Raw genomic sequence first — 25,278 nt, forward strand, 5'->3', positions numbered from 1 at the left:
TTCTCGCCGTCGTTCTCGACGCCGGGCCCGCACCTCACCGGTCCGGGCCGACTCCCCTTACCCGACCCCTACTTCTTGACCAGCCCCTTCGACTCCAGATAGGTCTTCGCGACGTCCTCGGGCTTGGCCCGCTCGGCGTCCACCTTGCGGTTCAGTTCGGCGAGATCGGCCGTCGTGAGGACCTTTGTGATCTTGTCGAGGGCGGCGGCGATCTCCGGCGATCCGGCGTCCTTGGCATTGACGACGGGCAGCACGTTGTCGGCGTTCTGCAGCTTCTTGTCGTCGGTCAGGAAGACCAGACCGAAGCTGTCGATCGTCGCGTCCGTCGTGGTGGTCAGCACCAGCTGGTCCACGCCGTCCTTGACCGCCTGCTTGGACTGCGGCGTACCGACACCCTTGGGGTCGATCCCGGTCACGTCGATCCCGTAGGTCTTCTTCAGACCCGGAGCGCAGAACGGCCGTATCTCGCATTCGTCGCCCGCCGCGATCCTCACCTTCAGCTTGGCGGCGCCGAGATCCGAAAGCGTCTTCAGCTTGTTCTTCTCGGCGAATTCCTTGGACACCGCGAAGGCGTTCTGGTCGACCGCCTCACCGACCGCGAGGACCTTCAGTCCGCGCGGCTCCGCGAGCTTCTTCAGCGCCTCCACCGTGGCCGCCGCGTCCCCGGACGCGACCGGCTTCTCCTCGGGCGCCTTCGGACCGTTCACCTTGGCATTGAGGAATTCCGCGATGGTCGCCGCGTATTCCGGTACGACGTCGATCTCGCCCTTCTCCAAGGAGGGTTCGTACAGCTCGCGGTTCTTCACCGTGGTGACGCTCGCGGAGTATCCGGCGTCGTTCAGCACCTGCGCGTACAGCTCGGCGAGCACCTTGGACTCGGTGAACGCGGCGGCGCCCACGACGAGCGAGCCCTTGCCCTTGCCCGAACCCGCCGCCGGCGCGTTGCTCTTCTCCAGGCTGTCGCCGCCGCATGCGGCGAGCCCGGCGGTCAGCGCCGCCACGCCCAGCACGGCACCCGCGGTGCGCGAGATCCTGCTCACGAGATCACCCATTCCATTCGTCGTTCCGAAGTCACAGCGTCCTGCGGCCGAGCAGCCGGTCCGCCCCCACCAGCACGGCCTCCACCAGGAGGGCGAGCAGCGCCACGAGCAGCGCGCCCGCGACCACCTGCGGGGTGTTGTACGTGTTGAAACCGGCGGTGATGATCCGGCCCAGGCCGCCCTGGCCGACCATCGCCGCGATGGTCGCCGTGGCGACCACCTGCACGGCGGCCGACCGCAGCCCCGTCATGACCAGTGGACGGGCGAGGGGCAGTTCGACCTTGCGGAAGACCTGCCCGCCCGACATGCCCATCCCCTTGGCCGCCTCGACCACCGCCCGGTCCACCTCCCGCATCCCCACGTACGCGTTGGTGAGCAGCGGGGGCACCGCGAAGAGCACCAGCGCGATCACCGTCGGGACGTACCCCGCGTTGCGCAGCGGCGACACCATGAACAGGGCGAGCACCGCGAAGACCGGGATCGCCCGTCCGGCGTTGGAGACGTTGACGGCGACCGCGCCGCCCTTGCCGAGGTGCCCGAGCCCGAGCCCGAGCGGCAGCGCGACGGCGCAGGCGAGCAGGAGCGCGAGCCCGCTCACGTACACATGCTCGCCGAGCCGGTGCCACACCCCGCCGTCGCCGGCCCAGTTGGCGCCGGTGGCCAGCCAGCTCCAGGCGTCCGCCATGACCTGCACGTCACTCGCCCCCCGCCGTGGCGCGTATTCGGGTCCACGGCGTGAGCAGCCGCTGCACGCCGAGCAGCAGCAGGTCGGCGGCGACCGCGAGGAGCACGCACAGCACGGAGGCGGCGAGCACCTGTGCCTTGAAGAACGTCGGCAGCGCGTCCTCGATGAGGTTGCCGAGCCCGCCGCGTCCCACGATCGAGCCGACCGTGGTCAGCGCGATCGTGGAGACCGTCGCCATGCGCACGCCGGCCATCAGGGCCGGAAGCGCGAGGGGCAGTTCGACCTCCCACAGCATCCGGCCCGAGCCGTACCCCATGCCGCGCGCGGCCTCTCGCGTCTCGGCCGGCACCGCCTCAAGGCCCGCCAGGATGTTCCGTACGAGGATCGTCAGCGAATACAGCACGAGTCCGGTCACCACGAGCGCCGCGGAGAGCCCGAGGAACGGGAGCAGCAGCGAGAACATCGCCAGCGACGGAATCGTGTACAGCAGCGTCGTGAGACCGAGGACCGGCCCGGCGAGGCGCGGACGGGCGCGCACGAGCAGCGCCAGCGGAAAGGCGACGGCGAGTCCGATCAGGACGGACACGACCGTGATCCCCACGTGTTGGAGCAACGCGTCGGCCAACTCCTCACTGCGGGTGCGCAGATACTCCCCACAGATCCAGTCGTTCGTCACCAGACAATTCGCCGCGCTCATGTGCCCTCCCCCCGGTCGCCCGCCCTGCCGAACGTATGTCCAGCGACCCTAACCCCCGCCACCGACAAACGCCGAGGACCGCCACAATGCGGCAACACCCCCTTCACACACCCCCGGCCGCCAGACGTCAGAATGGGGAACCATGATCCGGTTCGAGCAGGTGACCAAGCGGTACGCGGACGGCACGACGGCCGTCGACGGCCTCTCCTTCGAAGTCGCCGAGGGAGAACTGGTCACGCTCGTCGGCCCGTCCGGCTGCGGCAAGACCACCACCATGAAGATGGTGAACCGGCTCATCGAACCGACCGAGGGACGCATCCTCCTCGGCGGCGAGGACATATCCGCGATCGACCCGGTCCGGCTGCGCCGCCGCATCGGCTACGTCATCCAGCAGGTCGGGCTCTTCCCGCACCGCACGGTCCTCGACAACACCGCGACCGTCCCCCACCTCCTCGGCGCCCCGCGCGCCCGGGCCCGTGCCCGCGCCGCCGAACTCCTCGACCTGGTCGGCCTCGACCCGAAGAAGTACGGCGACCGCTACCCCGAACAGCTCTCCGGCGGACAGCGCCAGCGCGTCGGCGTGGCCCGCGCACTCGCCGCCGACCCGCCCGTGCTCCTGATGGACGAGCCGTTCGGCGCGGTCGACCCCGTCGTCCGAGAGCGCCTGCAGAGCGAGTTCCTCAAGCTCCAGTCGCAGGTCCGCAAGACCGTCCTGCTGGTCACCCACGACCTGGAGGAGGCCGTCCGCCTCGGCGACCGGATCGCCGTCTACGGACAGGGCACGATCGAGCAGTTCGACACCCCGGCCCGGGTGCTCGGCGCCCCCGCCACCCCGTACGTCGCCGAGTTCGTCGGCGCCGACCGCGGCCTCAAGCGGCTCTCCGTCACCCCCGTCGACTCCGCCGCCCTGGAGCAGGCACCGGTCCTGCGCCCCGGCGACACCGCGCCCGACGCGCCCTGGTCCGTCGTCCTCGACGCCGACGGCCGGCCGCAGGGCTGGGTGTCGAAGGACGAGCCCGGCCGCACCCGCCCCACGCCCGAGCCGCTCCCGCTCGGCGCCTCCCTCCGGGAGGCGCTGGCCGCGCTGCTCCAGCACGACACCGGCTGGCTCCCCGTCACCGACCCCGCCGACGGCGGCCGGTTCGCCGGCGTCCTCACCCCGGCAGGCGTCCACCGGGCGCTGCGCGCGGCGACGACCGAAGCGACCGAGGAGACCGCGGTCAGTTCGCGCTGAGCCGCCCGCTCATCCAGACGAGACCCGGCGGGATCTCCCGGTTCCAGGTGTTGAAGTTGTGCCCGCCGCTGTCGAGCGTGATCGAGGAGACCCGCGCCGGGGCCTTCACCTTCTTGACGAAGTCGAGGGTCGCCCGGCGGTTCCCCTCGCCCTCGTTCGACGTGGTCACCAGGAACGACGACTTCCCCTGCGGCGCGTGGTCCAGGCTCCACAGCAGATCGGCCCGGTTGCGCGCCGCGGCGTCGCCGTGGAAGAGATCGCCCGTCGTCACGTCCTCCGCCGCCTTGTAGTAAGCGGAGAATCCGGCGCCCGCCGCGAACCGGTCCGGGTGGTGCAGCGCGATCTTCAGCGCGCAGTACCCGCCGGTGGAGTTCCCCATGAAGCCCCAGTTCCGCGCCTTCGTCCCCACCCGGTACGTCTCCGAGACCGCCTTCGGCAGGTCCTCGGCGAAGAACGTCTCGGTCTGCGGCCCGCCGGGGATGTCCACGCACTCCGTGTCCCGGGGCGGCGCCACGGTCGGGCGCAGCATCACCAGGATCATCGGCCGCATCTTCTTCTCCTTGGCCTGGAGGAAGGCCGTCTTCGGGTACTTCAGCCCCTTGAGGAGGTTCTCGGCCGTGCCCGGATAGCCCGTCAGCACCACCGAGGCGGGGAAGGTGCTCTTCGCGTACTCCTTCTGGAAGTACTCCGGCGGCAGATACACATAGGCCGGGGAGTCGATCTTCGACTTCTCGCCGGCGACGACGACCTTCTGGATCTGGCCGCCGACCTCCGGACGGCCGGCGCCGGGCACGTCCACCGCCTGCGTGCCGACGACCTTGATGTCCTTGGAGCCGGCCGAGTGGTCGACGACCACCCCCAGATCCTGCTCCTGGCCGAAGAGGTCCGCCCATGAGCCGTAGAACAGGAAGGAATTGTTCGCCGCCAGACCCACCGACGCGAACAGGGCGAGCTGGGTGGCGAGCAGCAGCCCGATCCGGCCCAGCACCGACCGCACGCCCCCGCGCGACAGCCTCGGCCACAGCCAGACCGTGGCCACGAACAGCACCACCGCCACGACGACGGCGAGCGCCAGAACCTTGTTGCTGGTGAGACCCATGAGACGCCCGAGCCCTCTTCCTGATCCTGCTTGCTGAGAAATTCCTGTGCCTGAATGAACCCGCTCCGCCGCGACGCCGTCCTAGAAGGCGCAAAACCTCCGGCACGGCCCGCCCCTGACCACCGCGCGGCCGCCGGATTCAATCTTTCGCGGAGCCACGGGAAGCACGGGAAGCGATGTCTGTCACGGTAGATGGGGACAAATCAGGATCGGTTCCGGATCGAGTACGCCGGATTCTGCGCGGACCTCGACCCGAGAAGGTCCCCGCCCTCGTCGGTACGGCCTGCACCCTCATCGGCCTGATCGACATTGCTGCGGGCGTCTTCCCGCGCTTCCGGGCCAGCCGGATGCACGCCGTCGCCGAGGTCCTGCCCGGCACGCTCGGACCGCTCTCCGCGGCCCTCTCCCTCAGCGCCGGCGTCCTGCTCCTGCTCCTCGCCCACGGCCTCAAGCGCCACAAGCGCCGCGCCTGGCGCGCCGCCGTCGTCCTGCTGCCGCTCGGTGCCGCCGCCCAGTTCGTCTGGCGCCACTCGATCCTCGGCGCCCTGCTCTCCCTCGCGCTGCTCGCCCTGCTGCTGCGCCACCGGAGCCAGTTCGGCGCCCTGCCCGACCCCCGAAGCCGCTGGAAGGCCCTCGCCAACTTCGTCCTCATGGGCGCAGGATCCATCGCCCTCGGCCTCGTCATCGTCAGCGCCCACCCCCGCCGTGTCGTCGGCAGCCCCGGCCTCACCGACCGCCTCGAACACGTCCTGTACGGACTCTTCGGCTTCGAAGGCCCCGTCGGCTACACCGGCGGCGTCGACTGGACCGTCGGCTACTCCCTCGGCGCCCTCGGCATGCTGACCGCCCTCACCACCATCTACCTGGCCTTCCGCCCCGAACACCCCGCCGCCCGGCTCACCGAGGACGACGAGACCAGGCTGCGCGCCCTCCTCGACAAGCACGGCCGCCGCGACTCCCTCGGCCACTTCGCCCTCCGCCGCGACAAGGGCGTCGTCTTCTCCCCCAGCGGCAAGGCCGCCGTCTGCTACCGCGTCGTCTCCGGCGTCATGCTCGCCAGCGGCGACCCCATCGGCGACGTCGAAGCCTGGCCCGGCGCCATCGACCGCTTCATGGACGAGGCCAAGGCCCACTCCTGGACCCCCGCCGTCATGGGCTGCTCCGAGACCGGCGGCGAGGTCTGGACCCGCGAGACCGGCCTCGACGCCCTCGAACTCGGCGACGAGGCGGTGGTGGACGTCGCGGATTTCTCCCTCTCCGGGCGCGCCATGCGCAACGTGCGCCAAATGGTGAAGCGGATCGAGCGCAACGGCTACACCACCAAGGTCCGCCGAGTCCGTGACCTCTCCGACGGCGAACTCGCCCGCGTCCGCCGCGCCGCCGCCGACTGGCGCGGCACCGACACCGAACGCGGCTTCTCCATGGCACTCGGCCGCATCGGCGACCCCGGCGACGGAGACGCGGTCATAGCCACCGCCCACAAGGACGACCCCGACTCGGCCTACGGCGACCTCAAGGCGATCATCCACTTCGTGCCCTGGGGCACCGACGGCATGTCCCTCGAACTCATGCGCCGCGACCGCTCCGCCGACCCCGGCATGAACGAACTCCTCATCGTCGCCGCCCTCCAGAACTCCCAGCGCCTCGGCATCGAACGCGTCTCGCTCAACTTCGCCATGTTCCGCTCCGCGCTCGCCCGCGGCGAGAAGATCGGCGCCGGACCCGTCCTGCGCCTCTGGCGCGGACTCCTCGTCTTCCTCTCCCGCTGGTTCCAGATCGAGTCCCTGTACAAGTTCAACGCGAAGTTCCAGCCCCGCTGGGAGCCCCGCTTCGTCGTCTACCGCAAGAGCCGAGACCTGCCCCGCATCGGCTTCGCCGCCATGCAGGCCGAAGGCTTCGTCAACGTCGCCCTCCCCCGCCCCTTCGCCCGCCGCCGACCCGCCGCGGAGCCCCGCCCCTGCGCCCACATCGTCGCCCCGCAGCCCGACCGCGAGATCCGCGCCGCCTGACCCCGCGCCCACCACCCGACCGGGACGCGACCCCCGACCCGGCACCGGCGACCCGGGCAGCCCCTAGTCTGGACATATGAGTACGTTGATCGGCCGGGGCACAGCCCGGGGCCTGCCGGAGTGGGACCGCTGCGCGGTCATGGGCGTCGTGAACGTGACCCCGGACTCCTTCTCCGACGGCGGCCGCTGGTTCGACACCACGGCCGCCGTCAAACACGGGCTCCACCTCGTCGACGAAGGCGCCGACCTCGTCGACGTCGGCGGCGAGTCCACCCGCCCCGGCGCCACCCGCGTCGACGAGGAAGAGGAACTGCGCCGAGTCGTCCCCGTCGTCCGCGGCCTCGCCGCCGAAGGCGTCACCGTCTCCGTCGACACCATGCGCGCCTCCGTCGCCCACGCCGCCGTCGCAGCGGGCGCCACACTCGTCAACGACGTCAGCGGCGGCCTCGCCGACCCCCGAATGGTCCCCGCCGTCGCCGCCGCCGAAGTCCCCTTCGTCGTCATGCACTGGCGCGGCTTCAGCCAGGACATGAACAGCCTCGCCGTCTACGACGACGTCGTCGGCGAAGTCGTCACCGAACTGCGCCACCGCATGGAAGCCGTCGTCGAAGGCGGCGTCGACCCCGAACGGATCGTCATCGACCCCGGCCTCGGCTTCGCCAAACTCGCCCCCCACGACCTCGCCCTCGTCGCCCACCTCCCCGAACTGCGCGCCCTCGGCAGGCCCCTGCTCGTCGCCGCCTCCCGCAAGCGCTTCCTCGGCCACGTCCTCACCCGCGAAGGCGCCACCCCACCCCCCGCCCGCGAACGCGACGCCGCCACCGCGGCCGTCTCCGCCATCGCCGCCCACGAAGGCGCCTGGGCCGTCCGCGTCCACGAAGTCAGGGCCACCGCCGACGCCGTCCGGGTCGCCAGAGCCGTCGAAGGAGCCGTGTGACCCACCAGACCGACACCGAAGCGGTCGAGGCCGCGAACACCGCCTTCTACGAGGCGATGGAACGCGGCGACTTCGAGGAGATCTCCGAACTCTGGCTCGACGACGGCGCCACCCCCATCAGCTGCGTCCACCCCGGCTGGCCCGTACTCTCCGGCCGCGGCGAGGTACTCCGCTCATACGCCCTGATCATGGCGAACACCGAGTACATCCAGTTCTTCCTGACCGACCTGAAGGTCTCCCTCGCCGGCGACGTGGCCGTCGTCACCTGCACCGAGAACATCCTCAGCGGCGGACCCGCCGAGGACGGCGCCGAACTCGGACCCCTCGTGGGCCAGCTCGTCGTCGCCACCAATGTGTTCCGCCGCACATTCGACGGCTGGCGGATCTGGTCCCACCACGGCTCCCCCGTACTCACCGAAACGGACGACGAAGAGGACGAGGAACCCGGCTCCTGACAGGGTTCCCCGGCCCTTTCGGGTGACACCGGGGATTGGAATCCAGCGCTCTGGGTAGGGGCCGCACCCAGCCCCTGTGGCCCTCGCCGCAGCCCCCCGTGGGCAAGCGCTGTCGGTGCTCGCAGGTAGATTCGATGCTGGACACCCGGCCGTCCGCACCCGGCTGCGTGGCCACAAGAACTACGACAGCAGGAGTGATTCGCGTGGATCGTGTCGCGCTGCGCGGCCTCAAGGCCCGAGGACACCATGGCGTCTTCCCCAAGGAACGCGAAGAAGGCCAGACCTTCATCGTGGACCTCGTCCTGAGCCTGGACACCCGCCCCGCGGCAGCCGACGACGACCTGACGAAGACCGTGCACTACGGCGTCGTCGCGGAGGAAGTCGTCGATGTCGTCCAGGGCGAGCCCGTGGACCTGATCGAGACGCTCGCCGAGCGCATCGCCCAGCAGTGCCTCAAGCACGCCGGCGTCCAGGAGGTCGAGGTCGTCGTCCACAAGCCGGACGCGCCCATCACGGTCCCCTTCGACGACGTGACCATCACCATCACCCGGAGCCGAGTATGAAAAGCACGCACAGCGACCCCACCGTGCAGCCCGTACCCGCCTCCGTCGTCGAAGCGGTCGACGCCGCCGACGTCACCCTCTCCAACCCCAAATGGGCCGTCATCGCCCTCGGCGCCAACCTCGGCAACCGCCTGGAGACCCTCCAGGGCGCCGTCGACGCCCTGGAGGACACCCCGGGCCTCCGGGTCAAGGCCGTCTCCCCCGTCTACGAGACGGAGCCCTGGGGCGTCGAGCCCGGCTCCCAGCCCTCGTACCTCAACGCGGTCGCCCTCGTGAAGACGACCCTGCCGCCCAGCTCCCTCCTGGAGCGGGCCCACGCCGTCGAGGAAGCCTTCCACCGGGTCCGCGAGGAGCGCTGGGGCGCCCGCACGATCGACGTCGACATCGTGGCGTACGCCGACGTGGTCTCCGACGACCCCGTCCTCACGCTCCCCCACCCCCGCGCCCACCAACGCGCCTTCGTCCTCGCCCCCTGGCACGACGTGGACCCCGAGGCCAAGCTGCCCGGACACGGCACCGTCGCCGACCTGCTCACCACCGTCGGCAGCGAGGGCGTCGTGCCGCGCGCCGACCTGGAACTCCGTCTGCCCGAGTAGTCGTTACGCTCGTGGCACATCGCCCCCACGACGACACGAAGGACACTCGGTGAAACAACTGCGGCTCAAGGTTCTCGCCGGACTGTTCATCGCGGCCGGGATCCTGTCCTGGGGCGCGGCACGCCTCTGGGACGCGGTGGGCACCCTGCCGAGCGTGCCGCTCGCCGCACCGATCGTCCTCGCAGCCATCGCGGTGGTGCTCACCGCGACGGCCCTCTCCATCCGCTCCCGCCTGAAGGCCCAGCGCGAGCGCCGCCCCGGCGCCAAGGGCGTCGAGCCGCTGATGGCGGCCCGCGCGGTGGTCTTCGGCCAGGCGAGCGCACTCGTCGCCGCCCTGGTCGCCGGCATGTACGGCGGCACGGGCGTCTTCCTCCTCGGCTCCCTGGACATCCCGGCCCGCCGCGACCAGGCGATCTACGCCGGCTTCTCGGTCCTGGCCGGCATCGCCGTGATCGCGGCGGCCCTCTTCCTGGAGCGCGTCTGCAAGCTCCCCGAGGACGAGGACCACAACGGCAAGGGCGCGGCGCCGGTCGCATAGCCCGCCCGCCCGGCCGCCCCCTGCCTCAGCGGCAGAGTTCGTCGATGTCGTCGGAGAAGCTCGGGAACTCGGCCCGAGCCTCGGCGACGATCTCCCGCGCGGCCCGTCGCGCAGTGGTGGCATGCCGCCCCGCCAGCTCGGCCAGCGCCTCATCGGGCCGCGCCTCGCGCTCCACGTACAGGGCGGCCTCCATCGGCCCGAAGCCGTCGGCCAGGACCCACAGGAAGTCCGACAGACTCCCGGCCACCACGCCCCGCTCGCCCTCCGAGCCCATGAACACCACAGGCTGCTCGGCGAGCGGCCGCCCCGGCCGCACACACCAGATCGCGGCGAGCCCGCCGGTCCCGTCCTGCCCGAAGATCCGGTAGGCACCGCCGTCGAGCTCGTGGTTGCCGGTCCAGTGCCGCAGCCAGTCCGTCGTCTCCTCGGCAGAGTCGAAGACGTCGTACGGCTCGAAGTCGACGCCCTCGCCCTCGTCGTAGTCGAACTCCGCTCGGGCCACCTCGGCGAGGGCGGTCGGAAAGCGGCGGTCATCACCGGTCGTCTCGATCATGCCCGCAGGCTAACGACCACCACTGACACCGACCGCCCCCGATCAGTGATCGACTCCACCGATCGAGGGCGGTACGGGGCGGTACGGAAAGAGCTCCCTTAACGTGCCAATATCAGGGACATGGCCTCGGCACGCGTCGTGGCGTCACGCAGTTGACCACGCACTGCCGAGGTCGTCGTCTTCGCGCCCGGCTTGCGGACTCCACGCAGGGACATGCACATGTGCTCGGCCTCGATGACGACGATCGCGCCACGAGCCTCCAGGATCTCCATGAGCGAGTCCGCGATCTGCGTCGTCAGCCGCTCCTGCACCTGAGGGCGCCGAGCGAAGACATCGACGAGACGCGCCAGCTTGGACAGCCCCGTGATCTTGCCCGATTCGGCGGGAATGTAACCGATGTGAGCTACGCCATGAAATGGGAGCAGGTGATGCTCACAGGTAGCCATCACTTCGATGTCCTTCACAAGGACCATCTCGTCGTGGCCCAGGTCGAACGTCGTCGTCAGGACCTCTTCAGGCTTCTGCCACAGGCCGGCGAACAGCTCCTTGTACGCCCTCGCCACCCGCGCCGGCGTCTCCCGCAGGCCCTCGCGGTCCGGGTCCTCGCCGACCGCGATGAGAAGCTCTCGTACGGCGTTCTCGGCGCGCTTCTCGTCGAACTCGCCGATCGTGCCCTCGCCGTCCAGTGTCACCGGGTCGGTCATCTGTGCCTCGTTCCGTCTGACTGTCGTGCGCGAAAATAAGCCGCGCCCCCACAGGCTAAAACCTGCGGGGGCGCGGCTTCCATTCCGGGTGGCGGAGGTCAGGCCTCCGGGGCCTCCTCGGGTGCGACCTCGATCGCCTTCGTGGTGTCCACCGGCGCGCTGCCGTTCGCGCCGTTCGTCAGTGCCAGCTCCTTGGGGGAGAGCACCGGCGGACGGGTCGAGGGCGTACGACGGGAGGAGCCGGTCCACGCGGGGCGGGCCGGGCGCTTGACGATCGGGGCGAAGATCTCGGCGATCTCCTCCTTGCCCAGCGTCTCCCTCTCCAGGAGCTGCAGGACGAGGTTGTCGAGGACGTCGCGGTTCTCGACGAGGATCTCCCACGCCTCGTTGTGCGCGGTCTCGATGAGCTTCTTGACCTCTTCGTCGACCAGCGCGGCGACCTCTTCCGAGTAGTCGCGCTGGTGCGCCATCTCACGGCCGAGGAACGGTTCGGTGTTGTCGCCGCCGAACTTGATGGCGCCGAGCCGCTCGGTCATGCCGTACTGCGTGACCATCGCGCGTGCGGTGGCCGTGGCCTTCTCGATGTCGTTCGCCGCGCCCGTGGTGGGGTCGTGGAAGACGAGCTCTTCGGCCGCGCGCCCGCCCAGCATGTACGCCAGCTGGTCGAGCATCTCGTTGCGGGTGGTCGAGTACTTGTCCTCGTCCGGGAGCACCATCGTGTAGCCCAGGGCGCGGCCGCGGGACAGGATGGTGATCTTGTGGACGGGGTCGGAGTTCGGTGAGGCCGCCGCGACGAGGGCGTGGCCGCCCTCGTGGTACGCGGTGATCTTCTTCTCCTTGTCCGACATGATCCGGGTCCGCTTCTGCGGGCCCGCGACCACACGGTCGATCGCCTCGTCCAGGGAGTGGTTGTCGATCAGCTTCTTGTCCGAGCGGGCGGTGAGGAGCGCCGCCTCGTTGAGGACGTTGGAGAGATCGGCACCGGTGAAGCCGGGGGTGCGACGGGCGACGGCGCCGAGGTCGACGTCCGGTGCGACCGGCTTGCCCTTCTGGTGGACCTTGAGGATCTCGAGGCGGCCCTGCATGTCCGGGCGGTCGACGGCGATCTGCCGGTCGAAGCGGCCGGGGCGCAGGAGCGCCGGGTCGAGGATGTCGGGCCGGTTGGTGGCGGCGATCAGGATGACGCCGCCCTTCACGTCGAAGCCGTCCATCTCGACGAGGAGCTGGTTGAGCGTCTGCTCACGCTCGTCGTGGCCACCGCCGAGTCCGGCACCGCGGTGGCGGCCGACGGCGTCGATCTCGTCGACGAAGACGATCGCCGGGGCGTTCGCCTTGGCCTGCTCGAAGAGGTCGCGGACACGAGAGGCGCCGACGCCGACGAACATCTCGACGAAGTCGGAGCCGGAGATCGAGTAGAACGGCACGCCGGCCTCGCCCGCGACGGCGCGTGCGAGGAGGGTCTTGCCGGTTCCGGGCGGGCCATAGAGCAGCACGCCCTTGGGGATCTTGGCGCCGACGGCCTGGAACTTCGCCGGCTCCTGGAGGAATTCCTTGATCTCGTGGAGTTCCTCGACGGCCTCGTCGGATCCCGCCACGTCGGCGAAGGTGGTCTTCGGGGTGTCCTTGGTGATCAGCTTGGCCTTGGACTTCCCGAAGTTCATGACTCGGGAGCCGCCGCCCTGCATCTGGTTCATCAGGAACAGGAAGACGACCACGATGAGGACGAAGGGGAGCAGCGAGAGCAGCACCGACAGGAACGGGCTCTGCCGCTCCGGGGAGACGGTGTAGCCCTTGTCCAGGGCGCCGGAGGCGGCCTGGTCCTGAAGCGTGGTGGTCAGGTTGGCGCCCTGGTCACCGATGTAGCTGGCCTGGATCTTGGTGCTGCCGCCGTACTTGTCCTTGTCGGCGCCCTTCTTGAGCTCGACCTTGATGACCTGCTCGTCGCCGGTCGTCAGCTTGACCTGGTCGGCCTGCTTGTCATTGATCGCCTGGACGACCCTGCTGGTGTCCACCGTCTTGTAGCCCTCGGACGAGCCGACGACCTGCATCAGCACGACCACGGCGAGGACGGCCAGCACGATCCACATGACCGGCCCACGGAAGTATCGCTTCACGTCCATCCATACGGAGCGAGAACGCTCCGTCCCTCCTGCCCGTAGGTAAATGCTGCTGTGAGAGCTGCTGTGAGAAAAAGCTGTTCTTCGGAAGGTACCTCAGCACGGGGACCCGTGACCGCCTTCCCTTGCTCCAACGGCGGGAGGGCGGTACGGGTTCCCGTGGCTTCAGCCCCCGTAGACGTGCGGCGCGAGCGTGCCGACGAACGGGAGGTTGCGGTACTTCTCCGCGTAGTCGAGGCCGTAGCCGACGACGAACTCGTTGGGGATGTCGAAGCCGATCCACTTCACGTCGATCGCGACCTTGGCGGCGTCGGGCTTGCGCAGGAGGGTGCAGACCTCGAGGGAGGCCGGTTCGCGCGAGCCGAGGTTCGACAGCAGCCATGACAGGGTCAGGCCGGAGTCGATGATGTCCTCGACGATCAGGACGTGCTTGCCCTTGATGTCGGTGTCGAGGTCCTTGAGGATCCGGACGACGCCGGAGGACTGGGTGCCGGCGCCGTAGGAGGAGACGGCCATCCAGTCCATGGTGACGGGGGTGGACAGCGCGCGCGCCAGGTCCGCCATCACCATCACGGCGCCCTTGAGGACGCCGACGATGAGCAGGTCCTTGCCCGCGTACTCCGCGTCGATCTTCGCGGCCAGCTCGGCCAGCTTCGCGTCGATCTCTTCCTTGGTGATGAGCACCGACTTGAGGTCGGTGCCCATGTCCTTCTCGTTCACCCGGGTCACTTTCGTTGCAGCTTGCGTCAGCCTTGCCGAATGACCAGTCTGCCACCCTGCCGTCGTGCCTCGACGCGGCCGGGCAGATTGATGGCTCCTTGGCCGCGCCAGCCGGTGATGAGCCGGTCGACCTCTTCGATGTGGCGGGCGAAGAGGGATCCGGCGGGTGCGCCTTCGGCGATCATGGCGCGGCGCAGGATGCGGCGGCGGACGGCGGGCGGGAGTCCGTAGAGCTTGGCGCATTCGAGGCGGCCGGCTTCGTCGCGTACGGCGGTCTCGGCGTCGGCGGCCCAGGAGTCGAGGGCGTCGGCGTCGTCGCGGGAGAGCTGGGCCGTCCGGGCGAGGGCTTCGACGACGCCCTTGCCGAGGGCCTTCTCGAGGGCGGGGAGGCCCTCGTGGCGGACCCGGGAGCGGGTGTAGGCGGGGTCCGCGTTGTGGGGGTCGTCCCAGACGGCCAGTTCCTGTGCGACGCAGGCCTTGCGGACGGTCTGCCGGTCGAGCTCCAGGAAGGGGCGGCGGTAGCGGCCGGCGGCGCCGGAGACGGCGGCCATGCCGGAGAGGGAGCGGATGCCCGAGCCGCGGGCGAGGCCGAGCAGGACGGTTTCGGCCTGGTCGTCGCGGGTGTGGCCGAGCAGGACGGCGGTGGCGCCGTGGCGTTCGGCCGCGTCGTCGAGGGCGGCGTAGCGGGCGTCGCGTGCGGCGGCCTCGGGGCCTCCTTCGCGGCCGACGGTGACGGTGACGGCTTCGACGGGGTCGAGGCCGAGTGCGCCCATGCGTCCGGCGACCTCGGTGGCGCGCTGGTCGGAGCCGTCCTGGAGGCCGTGGTCGACGGTGACGCCGCCGGCGCGGACGGCGAGTTTGCGGGCTTCGAAGGCGAGTGCGGAGGCGAGCGCCATGGAGTCGGCTCCGCCGGAGCAGGCGACGAGCACGAGGGGGTGCTCGCCGGGTGTCGCGGCGGGGTCTGTCCGGTGCTCGGTGATGACGTCGTGGAGTACGCGGCGGACCGCCAGGCGTATCGCCGCGACCGCAGGATGGGGACCCATGTCCGGTGCCCTTCGTGATGGGGTGGGGTGCCTCGGTCGGAGTCTTAACGGTCGGAAGAGGGGTTTCGGTCACTCAGAGTGCGTCGATGGTGACAGAACCTGGCCGTTACCCGAGCATTGCACGCCCCACCCTTTGCCTACGGTCCCTCGGATGGGTGATTGGTGGTGTGTTCTTCCGTCGTACGCCGCACCAGTCTCATGAGTCTGCCTTACGGTGCACCCTCGCCACCCAGTCGGCGGGCTTGGCGATCTCGGCCTTGGTGGGAAGTGTGTTCGGCGAGGTCCAGACGCGGTTGAAGCCGTCCATGCCGACTTCGTCGACGACGGCTCGGACGAAGCGTTCGCCGTCGCGGTACTGGCGCAGTTTGGCGTCGAGGCCGAGGAGTTTGCGCAGGGCGAGGTCGAGGCGGGAGGCGCCGCGGGCGCGGCGCTGCTGGAATTTCTCGCGGATCTCGGCGACGGAGGGCACGACCTGGGGGCCGACGCCGTCCATGACGTAGTCGGCGTGGCCTTCGAGGAGGGACATGACGGCGGTGAGGCGGCCGAGGATCTCGCGCTGCTCGGGGGTCTGTACGAGTTCGACGAGGGAGGGGCCGGGTTCGCCCTCCTCGCCTTCGGGGCGGCCGCCGCCGGCGAGGGCCTGGGCGGCTTCGCGCAGTCGCTCGACGACGGTGGAGGGGTCGACCTCGGTGGCGCCGAGGAAGGACTGGATCTCGCCCTGGAGGTGGTCGCGGAGCCAGGGGACGGCGGTGAACTGGGTGCGGTGGGTCTCTTCGTGGAGGCAGACCCAGAGCCTGAAGTCGTGGGGTTCGACGGCGAGTTCGCGCTCGACGTGGACGATGTTGGGTGCGACGAGGAGGAGGCGGCCGCCGCCGTTGTCCCCGGCGGGGAGGTCGCGGGTGGCGGGGGCGAAGGTCTCGTACTGGCCGAGGATCCGGGAGGCGAGGAAGGACAGCAGCATGCCGAGTTCGACACCGGTGACCTTGCCGCCGACGGTGCCGAGGACGGTGCCGCCGGGGGTGTTCGAGCGGCGTTCCTGCATCTTGTCGAGGAGGGGGGAGAGCAGTTCGCGGAAGCCTGCGACGTTGGCCCTGACCCAGCCGGCGCGGTCCACGACGAGGACGGGTGTGTCCCGTGGTTCGTGGCCTTCGGGGATCATGCGGGTGAAGGCCCTGACGTGTTCCTCGGACGCCTTGGCGTGGCGGCGTAGCTCCGCCACGACCTCGCGGGCCTCCTCCCGGCTCACCTCCGGGCCGGGCCTCAGCAGGCGGGTCGCGGTCGCGACCGCGAGATTCCAGTCGACCATCTCTGCACCACCGATGCTCGTCATGCGTCAACCGTACGTTCTCGACGCCTGTTCGGTGAGGCTTCGGACCTGTTCAGCCCTGGGAGGCGAGTGCGGCGGAGAGCCTGTCGAGGGCGGGTTGGGCCGTGTAGGGCGAGGTGGTCCGTCCGGCGAGGAAGGCGAAGGCGAGGAGTCGGCCGTCGGCGGTGACGACGGTTCCGGCGAGTGTGTTGACGCCTGTCAGGGTGCCGGTCTTGGCGCGGACGAGGCCGGCGCCGTCGGTGGCGGGTGCGGTGTCGAAGCGGCCTTCGAGGGTGCCGCTGAAGCCGCCGACGGGCAGGCCGGTGAGGGCCGGGCGCAGTGCGGGGCGGGTGGGGTCGGCCGCGCGGGTGAGAAGGCCGGTGAGCAGTGCGGCGGAGATCCGGTCGTCGCGGGAGAGGCCGCTGCCGTCGGCGAAGCGGGCTCCGGTGGTGGGGAGGCCGAGTGCGGCCAGTTCGGCCCGGACGGCCTTGTCGGCGCCCGCGAAGCTGGCGGGCTGCTTGCGGGCGAGGGCGGTCTGTCGGGCGAGGGCTTCGGCGAGGTCGTTGTCGCTGTGGGTGAGGGTGCGTTCGACGAGGGAGGAGAGCGGGGCGGATTCGGTACGGGCCAGAGGGGCGGCGGGGTCCTCGGCGGCCTTGGGGTTCTTGGGGGCCTTGGGGGCGCGGGCGGGGGCCGGGGTGCCCTGGACCTTGGTGCCGGCCTTGCCGAGGAGTTCGGCGAAGGCGGTGGCGGTGTCTCCGGCGGGGTCGGTGGTGCGGGGGGCGGGTCCGCTGTGGGAGTCGTCGAGGCGGCCTTCGTCGAGCATCAGGGCGCTGACGGGGGCGATGTTGTCGTTGGGGCCTATGGGGTGCCGGGCGGGGCCCTGGTAGAGGCTCGTGTCGTAGGCGACGCGTACGGCGGTGACGCCCCGGTCCTTCAGGGCGCGGGCGGAGCCGTCGGCCAGGGCTTTCAGGCGGGTGCGGTCCAGGGTGGGGTCGCCGCCGCCGACGAGGGTGACCGTGCGGCCGTCGGGGGAGGCGACGACGGTGGTGGGGATGCGGTGGTCGGGTCCGAGGGCGGAGAGGACGGCGACCGAGGTGGCGATCTTGATCGTGGACGCCGGGGTCATGGGCGTGGTGGCGCCCTCCCCGTAGAGCTGCTTCCCGGTGGCCACGTCGACGACCGAGGCGGTGCGCAGTGTGCCGAGGGCGGGGTCGGCGAGGAGCGGTACGAGGGTGGTGGCGAGGTCGCCGGGGCGGGCGGTGCCCGGGGCGTCGAGCGCGCGGAGCACCCCGGCGGCGCTGGGGGCGGGAGCGGGCAGCTGCGGCCCCGCCGGGGGCCGGGGTTCCGCGTGATGTGCGCCACCTGTCGGGGTCGTGGCGGCCGCGCGGGCCCGCTCGGCCTTACGCTGGCCGTTGTCCCACGGGCCGGCGGCGGACACCGCTCCGGCGGCCAGGGCCAGACCGAGCACGGCAGATCCCACCGTGACCTGCCACGTCCTCGGCTCCGGCATTGCTGACCAGCCCCTTTCGCGATCACACACAGGCGTGAGGGACACTTAATCACTGCGCGTTGTCGCAGGCATTCACATGTGTTGATTCAGGAGGAGCCACCCGTGGAGTTCGACGTCACCATCGAGATCCCGAAGGGGTCGCGGAACAAGTACGAGGTCGACCACGAGACGGGTCGTATCCGCCTGGACCGCCGCCTCTTCACCTCGACCAGCTACCCGGCCGACTACGGCTTCGTCGAGAACACCCTCGGCGAGGACGGCGACCCGCTGGACGCGCTGGTCATCCTGGACGAGCCGACGTTCCCCGGCTGCCTGATCAAGTGCCGCGCCATCGGCATGTTCCGTATGACGGACGAGGCCGGCGGCGACGACAAGCTGCTCTGCGTCCCCGCGTCGGACCCGCGCGTCGAGCACCTGCGCGACATCCACCACGTGTCGGAGTTCGACCGCCTGGAGATCCAGCACTTCTTCGAGGTCTACAAGGACCTGGAGCCGGGCAAGTCGGTCGAGGGCGCCGACTGGGTCGGTCGCGCCGAGGCCGAGGCCGAGATCGAGGCCTCCTACAAGCGCCTGGAGGCGCAGGGCGGCGCCCACTGAGTGGGTCCCTGCTGAAGCTGTGACGGGCGGTGCACCTCGTGTGGGTGCGCCGCCCGTCTCGCGTGTTGTCGTATGCCCGTGCCCATACTGGGCAGACAGCGCGAATGGGAGTGAGGGCGAAGAGAGTGGTCGCGGAGGCGGACGGCCCGGAGGACCGGAAGCCGCAGTCGGACGAGGCGCGCAGCGCTTTCACACCGCCGGCGGGGGTCGAGCAGCCGGTGGTCGCGGAGGAGGAGCATCCGACCTCCGAGTTCGCCGTTCCCGAGGGGCTGGCGCCGGAGCCGGCGGCCGAGCCGGAGGGCTCGGCGTTCGCTCCACCGTCCACGTACTCGGCGAAGCAGGCGCCGCCGGCCTTCACGCCGGCGCACGGCGTTCCGATGGTGCGGCTGTCGAAGGACGCGCCGTGGCAGGACCGGATGCGGACGATGCTGCGGCTTCCGGTGGGCGACCGGCCGGTGCCGGAGACGCGCAAGGTGGAGGACGAGGCGGGGCCCGCGGTGGGCCGTGTGCTCGACCTGACCCTGCGTATCGGTGAGCTGCTGCTCGCGGGCGGGGAGGGCGCGGAGGACGTCGAGGCGGCGATGTTCGCGATCTGCCGCAGTTACGGTCTGGACCGGTGCGAGCCGACGGTCACGTTCACGCTGCTCTCGATCACGTACCAGCCGTCGCTGGTGGACGATCCGATCACGGCGAACCGGACGGTACGGCGCCGGGGCACGGACTACACCCGGCTGGCGGCGGTCTACCAGCTGCTGGCCGACATCAACGCGGAGGAGCACGACGTCACGCCGGAGGAGGCGTACCGGCGGCTCGCGGAGATCCGGCGCAACCGGCACCCGTACCCGGGATGGGTGCTGACGTCGGCGGCGGGTGTCCTGGCGGGCGCGGCTTCGGTGCTGCTGGGCGGTGACCTCACGGTCTTCTTCGTGGCGGCGCTGGGCGCGGTGCTGGGCGACCGGCTGGCGTGGCTCTGCGCGGGGCGTGGACTGCCGGAGTTCTACCAGTTCCTGGTGGCGGCGATGCCGCCGGCCGCGATGGGGGTGCTGCTGACGCTGCTACACACGGATCTGCGGCCCTCGGCGGTCATCACGGGTGGTCTGTTCGCCCTGATCCCGGGGCGGGCGCTCGTGGCGGCCGTACAGGACGGTCTCACCGGCTTCTACATCACGGCCTCGGCCCGGCTCCTGGAGGTCGGGTACTTCTTCGTGGCGATCGTGGTGGGTGTGCTGTCGGTGCTGTACGTGGCCGTGCAGTTCGACGCCCAGCTCAATCCGGAGGGGGCGCTCGGTCTGGTCGAGCGGCCGGTGGTGCAGATCCTGGCGGCGATGGTGCTGTGCGCGACGTTCGCGATCCTGCTGCAGCAGTCGCGGGCGACGGTGCTGTTCGCGACGTTGAACGGCGGGGTGGCGTGGGTGATCTACGCGTCGATCGCCGTGACGGCGAACGGCTCGGCGGTGATGGCGACGGCGGTGGCGGCCGGTCTGGTGGGTCTGTTCGGGCAGCTGATCGCCCGGTACGAGCACACCTCGTCGCTGCCGTACGTGACGGCGGCGATCGGGCCGCTGCTGCCCGGTTCGGCGACGTACTTCGGGGTGCTCTCGATCGCTCAGAACAACCTGGACCAGGGCTTCGCCAACCTGGCGAAGGCGGCGGCCCTGGCCCTGGCGATCGCGATCGGGGTGAACCTGGGGGGCGAGCTGGCCCGCCTGTTCATGCAAGCCCCGGGCGCGGCGGCGGCCCGCCGCGCCGCGAAGCGGACGCGTGGTTTCTAGGCTGGACCGGGGCCGGACGGGCTCCGGCCCTAGCGCTTGGCGTGGCGGCCGCGCTCGGTGGGGGTGTCGTGGTCGCCCTGGGCGCGGGCCTTCTTGGACTGGGAGCGGGCTCGCAGGTACTCGATCACGATCGGGATCACGGAGATCGCCACGATCAGGATGAGGATCGCCTCGATGTGCTGGTGCACGAAGTCGATCTTGCCGAGGGAGGCGCCGAGCACGGTGACGCCCGCGCCCCACAGCACGCCGCCGATGATGTTGAACGTGATGAACGAGCGGTAGTTCATCCGGCTCACACCGGCGATGATCGGCGTGAACGTGCGCACGATCGGGACGAAGCGAGCCAGGATCAGCGACTTCGGGCCGTGCTTCTCGAAGAACTCGTGCGCCTTCTCCACGTTCTCCTGCTTGAAGAGCTTGGAGTCGGGGCGCTTGAAGAGGGCCGGGCCGACCTTGCGGCCGAAGAGATAGCCCACCTGGTCGCCGATGATGGCGGCGGCCACGACGAGCGTGCAGACGAGCCAGAGCGGCTGGTCGAGCTTGCCGGTGGTCACCAGCAGGCCGGTGGTGAAGAGCAGCGAGTCGCCGGGCAGGAAGAACCCGATGAGCAGGCCGGACTCGGCGAAGACGATGACGAGGACACCGATCAGGCCGAAGGTCTGGATCAGGTAATCCGGGTCAAGCCAGCTCGGTCCGAGGGCAAGCGTATTCACGGGTTCCGGGCTCCTGCGGTTGATGAGGGCATGGGACGGCTGCCCCAAAGTATCAACGCTTTCTTACGACCCCGGGTTCCATACGGCTCCCACCGGGCCCCTCCGGGATGCGAGGGCGGACGGCCGGGCCGAGGCTGGGGGCCAGGAGGTGGATGCGGATGGGCATCGATGAGTACGGAGGCGGTCAGGGACCGCAGTCCGACGTGCTGGTCGTCACGACCAACGACGTTCCCGGCTATGAGATCCGGCAGGTGATCGGCGAGGTCTTCGGTCTGACCGTGCGCTCGCGGCATCTGGGCAGCCAGATCGGCGCGGGGCTGAAGTCGATGATCGGAGGGGAGCTGAAGGGTCTGACGAAGACCCTGGTGGAGACCCGTAACCAGGCGATGGATCGGTTGGTGGAGCAGGCCAAGGCGCGCGGCGCCAACGCCGTGCTGATGTTCCGCTTCGACGTGACGGAGGCGGCGGACGTGGGGACGGAGGTCTGCGCCTACGGGACGGCCGCGGTGATCGCTCCTCGCGCCTGACCGGACGACGGCACCGGACGGCGGCACCGGACGACGCACCCTCAACTCTCCGACACCCCCAACTCTCGGGGCGTTGTGCGGCTTTTGTGCCCCTATGGTGGGGCGGTGGCCATCGATAACCCGTCGTCCGGGCCCCCGCCCCCCGCCCCCCGGTCGCCTGCACGAGCCCTGTTGCCGCAGGTCCTGCCCGCCCTGGTGATCGGGGTCGGCGCGAGTCTGCTGTTCCTCGCCATCGAGTGGCTCTCCGAGGAGCTCAAGGACGTCCTGTGGGACACCCTTCCCGGCGCACTGGGCATCGGGGACTTCTCCGCCCTCTGGATGATCGTCATGCTCACCGCGACCGGGATCGTGGTCGGGCTCGTCATCTGGAAGGTCCCCGGGCACGCGGGCCCCGACCCGGCCGAGGGCGGTCTCGGCAGCGCCCCGGTGTCGCCGGTCGTCGTTCCCGGGCTACTGATCGCGGGCACGCTCACGCTGGCCGGCGGTGTCAGCCTCGGCCCGGAGAACCCGATCATCGTGGCCAACGGCGCACTCGCCTACTGGCTCGGCCGCAAGGCGGCACCGACCGTACCGGGCGCGTTCTGGGTGGCGCTCGCCTCCTCCGCCACCATCGGCGCCCTCTTCGGCACCCCGGTCGCCGCGGCCCTGGTCATCTCCGAGGCCCTTGTCCACCGGCCGGGCGAGGGGCAGGGCTCCCTGTGGGACCGGCTCTTCGCCCCGCTGATGGCGGCCGGCGCGGGGGCGATGACCACGACGCTCCTGGCGCACCCCAGCTTCGACCTGTCCCTGCCTCCCCTGCCCGAGCCGGGGTGGGCCGATCTGCTCGCCTCGATGGTCGTCGCCACCGTCGCGGCCCTGTTCGGCCTCCTGTGCTGCTACGGCCTCCCCTACGTCCACCGCGCCTTCCAACTGCTGAAGCACCCGATGGTGAGGCTGCCGGCCGGCGGTCTGGTCCTCGGCCTGCTGGGCGTGCTCGGCGGCTCCATCACGCTGTTCAAGGGCCTGGACCAGATGAAGGAGCTCACCGCGAACATCGGCGGCTGGTCCTCGGGCGAGCTGGCCAAGATGGCCGTGGTCAAACTCGCCGCCCTGCTGGTCGCCGCCTCCTGCGGCTTCGTCGGCGGCCGGATCTTCCCCGCAGTCTTCATCGGGGCCGCCTTCGGCCTGCTGGCCCAGGCCCTCGTCCCCGAGATCCACCCGGCCGTCGCCGTCTCCTCCGGCGTCCTCGGCGTGCTGATGGCGACCACCCGGCAGGGCTGGCTGAGTCTCTTCGTCGCCGCCGTGCTCGCCTCCTCGCCCACGATGCTCTCCCTGCTCTGCCTGGCCTCCCTGCCCGCCTGGCTGGTCGTCACCGGCCGCCCCCAGCTCGAACTGGACGAGTCGGGCGCCCCCTTGCACTGAACACCCTCTGGAAGGAGTCCCATGCCGCTGCACAAGGGTCCCGTCAAGCCCGAGCCCGACCGGCGCCTCGCCCTCAACCCCTTCTTCGGCGAAGCCAACCCGGTCGGCGGAATGACCGAGGCACCGCCGCACCACCAGCTCCCCGAGGGTCCGCTGCCGCCCATGAGCGCCTATCAGCTGGTCCACGACGAGCTGATGCTGGACGGCAACTCCCGGCTCAACCTCGCCACCTTCGTCACCACCTGGATGGAGCCCCAGGCCGGGGTCCTGATGGCGGAGTGCCGCGACAAGAACATGATCGACAAGGACGAGTACCCGCGCACCGCCGAACTGGAGCGGCGCTGCGTGGCGATGCTCGCCGACCTGTGGCACGCCCCGGACCCCGCGACCGCCGTCGGCTGCTCCACCACCGGCTCCAGCGAGGCGTGCATGCTCGCCGGCATGGCCCTCAAGCGCCGCTGGGCCAAGAAGAACGCCGACCGCTATCCCGGCAGCGCCCGGCCCAATCTGGTGATGGGCGTCAACGTCCAGGTCTGCTGGGAGAAGTTCTGCAACTTCTGGGAGGTGGAGGCCCGGCTCGTCCCCATGGACGGAGACCGCTTCCACATGGACGCCCAGTCGGCCGCCGAACTCTGCGACGAGAACACCATCGGTGTGGTCGCCGTGCTCGGTTCGACCTTCGACGGCTCCTACGAACCCGTCGCCGAGATCTGCGCCGCCCTCGACGCCCTCCAGGAACGGACCGGCCTCGACGTCCCCGTCCATGTCGACGGCGCCTCCGGCGCGATGGTCGCCCCCTTCCTGGACGAGGACCTGGTCTGGGACTTCCGGCTGCCCCGCGTCTCCTCGATCAACACCTCCGGTCACAAGTACGGACTCGTCTACCCGGGTGTCGGCTGGGCCCTGTGGCGCTCGCCCGCCGAACTCCCCGAGGAGCTCGTCTTCCGGGTCAACTACCTCGGCGGCGACATGCCCACCTTCGCCCTCAACTTCTCCCGGCCGGGCGCCCAGGTCGTCGCGCAGTACTACACGTTCCTGAGGCTGGGCAGGGAGGGCTACCGGGCGGTCCAGCAGACCACCCGGGACGTCGCCCGGGACCTCGCCGAACGGATCGAGGCGATGGGCGACTTCCGGCTCCTGACCCGGGGCGATCAGCTGCCCGTGTTCGCGTTCACCACGGCCCCCGACATCACTTCGTACGACGTCTTCGACGTCTCGCGCCGGCTGCGCGAACACGGCTGGCTCGTACCGGCGTACACCTTCCCCGCCAACCGGGAGGACCTGTCCGTACTGCGCGTGGTCTGCCGCAACGGCTTCTCGGCCGACCTCGCCCAACTGTTCATCGAGGACCTGAGGCGACTTCTGCCCGAACTGCGCAGCCAGCCGCATCCGCTGAGCCGGGACAAGGCGACGGTCACCTCCTTCCACCACTGACCGCGCGTCAGGGCGTCTCGCCCTCGCATCCCAGGCCGAACTCCGCCCAGCGCTCGCCGTCCACGGATATGCCGTAGAGACAGCTGGTGCTGTGGCGGAGCAGCCCGAGGGGCGTGCGGCGGGTGAAGGTCGTGCCGCCGCCCGAGGGGCGGAAACTGCTGCCGCCGTCGACGCTCACGTACTCCCGGTCCTCGGCTCCGATCAGCACCCGGCCCTCGGGGCCCGGCACCGGGACCCCCAGGAGCGTGCGGGGCTCGATCATCGGCCCCGTCGTCCACATGCGCTGCCAGCTCCGGCCGCCGTCCAGCGAGCGGTGCAGCGCCCGCATGGGGTTCTTCACCGGGTCACCGCCCTTCAACTCCCCCATCTCCGCCGCGTAGACGACGGACCGGCCGACCGCGACCGCGGTGTACCAGCCGGGCTCGGTGGTCGGGCTCGGCAGCCGGCTCACCGACCAGCTGCGCCCCTGGTCCCGCGAGACAGCGACGGCGGCCCGCCCCGACAGCGGGTCGGTCCCCGAGGCCCACCACGAGCCGTCGGGCTCCGCCACCTCGGCCGGCCTCGGACGCGCCCCGAGCAGCGGCCCCTCGGCGAGGGCGCGCCGTCGCCCGTCCTCCGGGGAGACCACGACCAGCCGCTGCCGGACGCAGTCGTCCACCGACGCCCCGGCGGGCTGCGCGCAATCGGTGGTGAGCACGGACCCGGTCGGTATCACCGGGGTCGTCCCGACGGTCTTCAGGTCGCCGACGCGCCAGCTGCGCCCGCCGTCCCGGGTGAACCAGGTCCGCCGCTTCTCCGGCTCGGCACCGCCCTCCTCGATCAGGGCGCGCCCCGGCCCGAGCGCCAGCAGGCCGGCCGAGACGCCGTCCGTGCCCCGCGTCTCGGGCAGCGGCGAGCGGCGCAGCACCCAGTCCTTCGCGCCCCGGTCGAGGACGGCGACGTGCTGCCTGCAGAAGCCGTTCTCCGACGCCCGCTCGTCCGCCACGCAGTCGGCCAGCAGGGCGAACCCGCTGCCGTCGGAGGCGAAT

The 25,278-nt window shown here is 70.7% G+C and carries 25 protein-coding genes; 12 read left to right on the forward strand and 13 right to left on the reverse strand.

Annotation, left to right across the window (positions count from 1 at the left end):
- Nucleotides 1–68: 68 nt before the first annotated feature.
- The 3 genes from ACFQ7Q_RS19590 to ACFQ7Q_RS19600 are packed head-to-tail and all read right to left on the reverse strand — an operon-like array spanning nucleotide 69 to nucleotide 2,422.
- Entirely contained in the window at nucleotides 69–1,052 is a 984-nt protein-coding gene (locus ACFQ7Q_RS19590; protein WP_383556630.1) for an ABC transporter substrate-binding protein, read from the reverse strand.
- A gap of 19 nt (nucleotides 1,053–1,071) precedes the next feature.
- On the reverse strand, nucleotides 1,072–1,734 hold the full coding sequence (locus ACFQ7Q_RS19595; RefSeq protein WP_383556633.1) for an ABC transporter permease: 663 nt from the start codon (nucleotides 1,732–1,734) through the stop codon (nucleotides 1,072–1,074).
- 1 nt (nucleotide 1,735) lies between these two features.
- Entirely contained in the window at nucleotides 1,736–2,422 is a 687-nt protein-coding gene (locus ACFQ7Q_RS19600; RefSeq protein WP_383556636.1) for an ABC transporter permease, read from the reverse strand.
- 142 nt (nucleotides 2,423–2,564) lie between these two features.
- On the opposite strand from ACFQ7Q_RS19600, the gene ACFQ7Q_RS19605 reads away from it, so the two are divergent.
- Complete coding sequence (locus ACFQ7Q_RS19605; protein WP_383556638.1) at nucleotides 2,565–3,656, forward strand: ABC transporter ATP-binding protein; 1,092 nt, start codon at nucleotides 2,565–2,567, stop codon at nucleotides 3,654–3,656.
- Here ACFQ7Q_RS19605 and ACFQ7Q_RS19610 read toward each other — a convergent pair.
- Nucleotides 3,643–4,755: an alpha/beta hydrolase gene (locus ACFQ7Q_RS19610; RefSeq protein ID WP_383556641.1), complete on the reverse strand. Its 1,113-nt coding sequence runs from the start codon at nucleotides 4,753–4,755 to the stop codon at nucleotides 3,643–3,645. The genes ACFQ7Q_RS19605 and ACFQ7Q_RS19610 overlap by 14 nt on opposite strands.
- A 176-nt stretch (nucleotides 4,756–4,931) precedes the next feature.
- Here ACFQ7Q_RS19610 and ACFQ7Q_RS19615 point away from each other — a divergent pair, with 176 nt between their 5' ends.
- The 6 genes from ACFQ7Q_RS19615 to ACFQ7Q_RS19640 all read left to right on the forward strand — a co-directional run bounded on the left by ACFQ7Q_RS19615 (nucleotide 4,932) and on the right by ACFQ7Q_RS19640 (nucleotide 9,853).
- The gene (locus ACFQ7Q_RS19615) at nucleotides 4,932–6,764 is read left to right on the forward strand and encodes a phosphatidylglycerol lysyltransferase domain-containing protein (RefSeq protein ID WP_383556643.1); all 1,833 of its coding nucleotides are present in this window, start codon (nucleotides 4,932–4,934) and stop codon (nucleotides 6,762–6,764) included.
- A 76-nt stretch (nucleotides 6,765–6,840) separates the two neighbouring features.
- The gene (folP, locus tag ACFQ7Q_RS19620) at nucleotides 6,841–7,701 is read left to right on the forward strand and encodes a dihydropteroate synthase (RefSeq protein WP_383556646.1); all 861 of its coding nucleotides are present in this window, start codon (nucleotides 6,841–6,843) and stop codon (nucleotides 7,699–7,701) included.
- Nucleotides 7,698–8,156, forward strand: a complete 459-nt coding sequence (locus ACFQ7Q_RS19625; protein ID WP_383556649.1) for a nuclear transport factor 2 family protein — start codon at nucleotides 7,698–7,700, stop codon at nucleotides 8,154–8,156. Before folP ends, ACFQ7Q_RS19625 begins: the two co-directional genes overlap by 4 nt.
- Before the next feature lie 203 nt (nucleotides 8,157–8,359).
- Nucleotides 8,360–8,719 carry a dihydroneopterin aldolase gene (gene folB, locus ACFQ7Q_RS19630; protein ID WP_362364509.1) on the forward strand — a complete coding sequence of 120 codons (360 nt, stop codon included), beginning with the start codon at nucleotides 8,360–8,362 and terminating at the stop codon, nucleotides 8,717–8,719.
- A complete protein-coding gene (gene folK / locus ACFQ7Q_RS19635; protein ID WP_383556652.1) occupies nucleotides 8,716–9,315 on the forward strand; it encodes a 2-amino-4-hydroxy-6-hydroxymethyldihydropteridine diphosphokinase in 600 nt (199 codons plus the stop codon). Before folB ends, folK begins: the two co-directional genes overlap by 4 nt.
- A gap of 49 nt (nucleotides 9,316–9,364) precedes the next feature.
- On the forward strand, nucleotides 9,365–9,853 hold the full coding sequence (locus ACFQ7Q_RS19640; protein WP_383556655.1) for a DUF3180 domain-containing protein: 489 nt from the start codon (nucleotides 9,365–9,367) through the stop codon (nucleotides 9,851–9,853).
- Between the two features lie 25 nt (nucleotides 9,854–9,878).
- Here ACFQ7Q_RS19640 and ACFQ7Q_RS19645 read toward each other — a convergent pair whose 3' ends face one another.
- From ACFQ7Q_RS19645 to dacB, 7 genes are all read right to left on the reverse strand, one after another.
- On the reverse strand, nucleotides 9,879–10,406 hold the full coding sequence (locus ACFQ7Q_RS19645) for an SMI1/KNR4 family protein (RefSeq protein ID WP_383556657.1): 528 nt from the start codon (nucleotides 10,404–10,406) through the stop codon (nucleotides 9,879–9,881).
- A 98-nt stretch (nucleotides 10,407–10,504) separates the two neighbouring features.
- Nucleotides 10,505–11,110: a GTP cyclohydrolase I FolE gene (gene folE, locus ACFQ7Q_RS19650; protein ID WP_383556660.1), complete on the reverse strand. Its 606-nt coding sequence runs from the start codon at nucleotides 11,108–11,110 to the stop codon at nucleotides 10,505–10,507.
- 98 nt (nucleotides 11,111–11,208) lie between these two features.
- Nucleotides 11,209–13,230, reverse strand: a complete 2,022-nt coding sequence (gene ftsH / locus ACFQ7Q_RS19655; protein ID WP_383556662.1) for an ATP-dependent zinc metalloprotease FtsH — start codon at nucleotides 13,228–13,230, stop codon at nucleotides 11,209–11,211.
- A gap of 162 nt (nucleotides 13,231–13,392) precedes the next feature.
- Nucleotides 13,393–13,932: a hypoxanthine phosphoribosyltransferase gene (gene hpt / locus ACFQ7Q_RS19660; protein ID WP_132917781.1), complete on the reverse strand. Its 540-nt coding sequence runs from the start codon at nucleotides 13,930–13,932 to the stop codon at nucleotides 13,393–13,395.
- Nucleotides 13,933–13,973: 41 nt separating this feature from the next.
- Nucleotides 13,974–14,990, reverse strand: a complete 1,017-nt coding sequence (tilS, locus tag ACFQ7Q_RS19665; RefSeq protein WP_383556665.1) for a tRNA lysidine(34) synthetase TilS — start codon at nucleotides 14,988–14,990, stop codon at nucleotides 13,974–13,976.
- Nucleotides 14,991–15,186: 196 nt separating this feature from the next.
- Nucleotides 15,187–16,320, reverse strand: a complete 1,134-nt coding sequence (locus tag ACFQ7Q_RS19670; RefSeq protein WP_383556667.1) for a zinc-dependent metalloprotease — start codon at nucleotides 16,318–16,320, stop codon at nucleotides 15,187–15,189.
- A 49-nt stretch (nucleotides 16,321–16,369) separates the two neighbouring features.
- Nucleotides 16,370–17,806, reverse strand: coding sequence for a D-alanyl-D-alanine carboxypeptidase/D-alanyl-D-alanine-endopeptidase (gene dacB / locus ACFQ7Q_RS19675; protein ID WP_383556669.1), 1,437 nt, complete (start codon nucleotides 17,804–17,806; stop codon nucleotides 16,370–16,372).
- Between the two features lie 102 nt (nucleotides 17,807–17,908).
- On the opposite strand from dacB, the gene ACFQ7Q_RS19680 reads away from it, so the two are divergent.
- Together ACFQ7Q_RS19680 and ACFQ7Q_RS19685 are read left to right on the forward strand one after the other, a co-directional pair.
- Complete coding sequence (locus ACFQ7Q_RS19680) at nucleotides 17,909–18,403, forward strand: inorganic diphosphatase (RefSeq protein ID WP_003968257.1); 495 nt, start codon at nucleotides 17,909–17,911, stop codon at nucleotides 18,401–18,403.
- A gap of 125 nt (nucleotides 18,404–18,528) precedes the next feature.
- Entirely contained in the window at nucleotides 18,529–20,175 is a 1,647-nt protein-coding gene (locus tag ACFQ7Q_RS19685) for a threonine/serine exporter ThrE family protein (RefSeq protein ID WP_383556726.1), read from the forward strand.
- Between the two features lie 29 nt (nucleotides 20,176–20,204).
- On the opposite strand, the gene ACFQ7Q_RS19690 is transcribed toward ACFQ7Q_RS19685, so the two are convergent.
- The gene (locus ACFQ7Q_RS19690) at nucleotides 20,205–20,888 is read right to left on the reverse strand and encodes a DedA family protein (RefSeq protein ID WP_383556672.1); all 684 of its coding nucleotides are present in this window, start codon (nucleotides 20,886–20,888) and stop codon (nucleotides 20,205–20,207) included.
- A gap of 158 nt (nucleotides 20,889–21,046) precedes the next feature.
- Here ACFQ7Q_RS19690 and ACFQ7Q_RS19695 point away from each other — a divergent pair, with 158 nt between their 5' ends.
- The 3 genes from ACFQ7Q_RS19695 to ACFQ7Q_RS19705 all read left to right on the forward strand — a co-directional run bounded on the left by ACFQ7Q_RS19695 (nucleotide 21,047) and on the right by ACFQ7Q_RS19705 (nucleotide 24,250).
- Complete coding sequence (locus ACFQ7Q_RS19695; protein ID WP_383556674.1) at nucleotides 21,047–21,415, forward strand: YbjQ family protein; 369 nt, start codon at nucleotides 21,047–21,049, stop codon at nucleotides 21,413–21,415.
- A gap of 111 nt (nucleotides 21,416–21,526) precedes the next feature.
- Complete coding sequence (locus tag ACFQ7Q_RS19700) at nucleotides 21,527–22,816, forward strand: ion channel protein (RefSeq protein ID WP_383556729.1); 1,290 nt, start codon at nucleotides 21,527–21,529, stop codon at nucleotides 22,814–22,816.
- Nucleotides 22,817–22,837: 21 nt separating this feature from the next.
- Nucleotides 22,838–24,250: a glutamate decarboxylase gene (locus ACFQ7Q_RS19705; RefSeq protein ID WP_383556677.1), complete on the forward strand. Its 1,413-nt coding sequence runs from the start codon at nucleotides 22,838–22,840 to the stop codon at nucleotides 24,248–24,250.
- A 7-nt stretch (nucleotides 24,251–24,257) separates the two neighbouring features.
- On the opposite strand, the gene ACFQ7Q_RS19710 is transcribed toward ACFQ7Q_RS19705, so the two are convergent.
- On the reverse strand, nucleotides 24,258–25,235 hold the full coding sequence (locus ACFQ7Q_RS19710) for a WD40/YVTN/BNR-like repeat-containing protein (protein ID WP_383556680.1): 978 nt from the start codon (nucleotides 25,233–25,235) through the stop codon (nucleotides 24,258–24,260).
- Nucleotides 25,236–25,278 lie beyond the last annotated feature (43 nt).

This window comes from Streptomyces sp. NPDC056527 (assembly GCF_042794475.1).
Lineage (GTDB): Bacteria > Actinomycetota > Actinomycetes > Streptomycetales > Streptomycetaceae > Streptomyces.